Source organism: Streptomyces poriferorum, assembly GCF_019399235.1.
Classification (GTDB): Bacteria; Actinomycetota; Actinomycetes; order Streptomycetales; family Streptomycetaceae; genus Streptomyces; species Streptomyces poriferorum.
On the sequence record NZ_JAELVH010000509.1, the window covers coordinates 1 to 2,053 of the forward strand.

Annotated in this window: 2 protein-coding genes; both read left to right on the plus strand. The window is 67.9% G+C overall.

All coding sequences use genetic code 11. The annotated features are described in order from the left end of the window. Positions 1-1,011, plus strand: a 1,011-nt coding sequence (locus tag JGS39_RS39090; RefSeq protein ID WP_219574517.1) for a beta-ketoacyl reductase, incomplete at its 5' end; no start/stop codon positions are given. 8 nt (positions 1,012-1,019) lie between these two features. Further along, the coding region (locus JGS39_RS39095) for a beta-ketoacyl synthase N-terminal-like domain-containing protein (protein ID WP_219574518.1) at positions 1,020-2,053 on the plus strand (1,034 nt) is incomplete at its 3' end.

Below are 2,053 nucleotides of genomic sequence, written 5' to 3' on the forward strand. Positions count from 1 at the left end.
GTGCTGCGTCCGAAGGTGGATGCGGCGCTCAACCTGCACGAGCTGACCCGTGGCCTGGACCTCGCCGCGTTCGTCCTCTTCTCCTCGGCTGCCGGGGTCATCGGCAATCCGGGTCAGGGCAACTACGCCGCGGCCAACGCGTTCCTGGACGCGCTGGCCACGTACCGCAGAGCGGAAGGACTCCCCGCCCAGTCCCTCGCCTGGGGGCCGTGGGTGGACGGGGGCATGGCGGACAGCCTGCAGAGCGCCGATTCCCAGCGCATGCGCCGGACCGGCATCCAGCCCCTGTCGGCTGACGAGGGAACCGCCCTCTTCGACGCGGCCGAGACTGCCGGTGGGGCAGCACTCGTCACCATGCGGGTCGATCTCGCCGGAGCGGGCGCACCGGAGCCGGACGACCTGCCCGACCTGTTCCGAGGGCTCGTACGGCCCCGTGGTCACCGAGCCACCGACGCTGCGGCGTCCGGTGCGGCGGCGTTCCGCCGGCGCATGGATGCCCTGACCGACGAGGACCGCACAGATCAGGTGCTCGACCTCGTACGGGCCCACGCGGCCGCCATCCTCGGATACGCGGGTTCCTCGGCCATCGAGCCGGACCGGGCGTTCAAGGAGCTCGGGTTCGACTCGCTGGCCGCGGTGGAGTTCCGCAACGGCCTGGCCCAGGCCACGGGGCTGCGCCCGCCGGCGACGCTGGTCTTCGACTACCCGAACTCCCGAGCGCTCGCCCAGTACCTCGCGGAGGAACTGCGCCCCGACTCTCCGACGGACGACGAAGCCGTCGGAGATGAACGGATCCGACGCATTCTGCAGGGAATTCCCCTGAGCAGGCTCAGGGACGCGGGACTGATGGAAGTCCTCTTCGAGCTCGCAGGTGCCCACGACGTGCCGGTGGATCCGGCCGAGGGCACGGACGAGAGCTCGCCCGAATCCATCGACTCGATGGATGCCGAGAGCCTGATCAGCATGGCGCTCGACGGTTCCGGCCTTGACGACGCGACCCAGGGAATGTGAGACCCCCGATGAGTAATTCCGACGAGAAGCTGGTTGCCGCGCTGCGGGCGTCGCTCAAGGAGAACGACCGTCTGCGGGCTCACAACAGGAAGATGTCGTCCGCGGCCCGCGAGCCCATTGCCATCGTCGCGATGAGCTGCCGTTTCCCCGGAGGCGTCGAATCACCGGAGGCTCTGTGGCAGCTGGTGAACGACGGTGTGGACGCGATATCCGAGTTCCCGGAGAACCGCGGCTGGAATGTCGGCTCTCTTTACGACCCGGAGGGCGAGCGTCCGAACACCAGCTACGTCAACAAGGGCGGCTTCCTTCACTCCGCAGACACGTTCGACCCGGTTCCCTTCGGTATCAGTCCGAACGAGGCCCTGATCATGGACCCGCAGCAGCGGCTGCTCCTCGAATGCTCGTGGGAGGTCTTCGAGCGGGCCGGCATCGACCCCGCCACGTTGAAGGGCAGTAAAACCGGCGTATTCGCCGGAATGATGTACCACGACTACGTCCACAACAGCGCTACGGGTTCCATCGCGTCAGGCCGCGTCTCGTACGTCTTCGGCTTCGAGGGGCCGTCGATGACGCTGGACACCGCGTGTTCGTCGTCGCTGGTCGCGTTGCACCTGGCGGCCCAGGCGCTGCGTTCGGGTGAGTGCTCGATGGCACTGGCCGGAGGCGTGGCGGTCATGTCGACGCCTGAGGTCTTCGTCGAGTTCAGCCGGCAGGGCGGCCTGTCCAAGGACGGCCGCTGCAAGTCGTTCGCGGGCGCCACCGACGGCACCAGCTGGTCGGAGGGGGCCGGCGTCCTGCTCCTGGAGAAGCTCTCCGACGCTCGCAGCAACGGACACCCGGTCCTGGCAGTGCTGCGGGGCAGTGCGGTGAATCAGGACGGTGCGAGTAATGGGCTGACGGCTCCGAATGGTCCGTCGCAGCAGCGTGTGATTCGTGCGGCGTTGGCTGACGCGCAGATTTCGTCGGATCAGGTGGATCTGGTGGAGGCGCATGGGACGGGGACTCGGTTGGGTGATCCGATTGAGGCGCAGGCTTTGCTGGC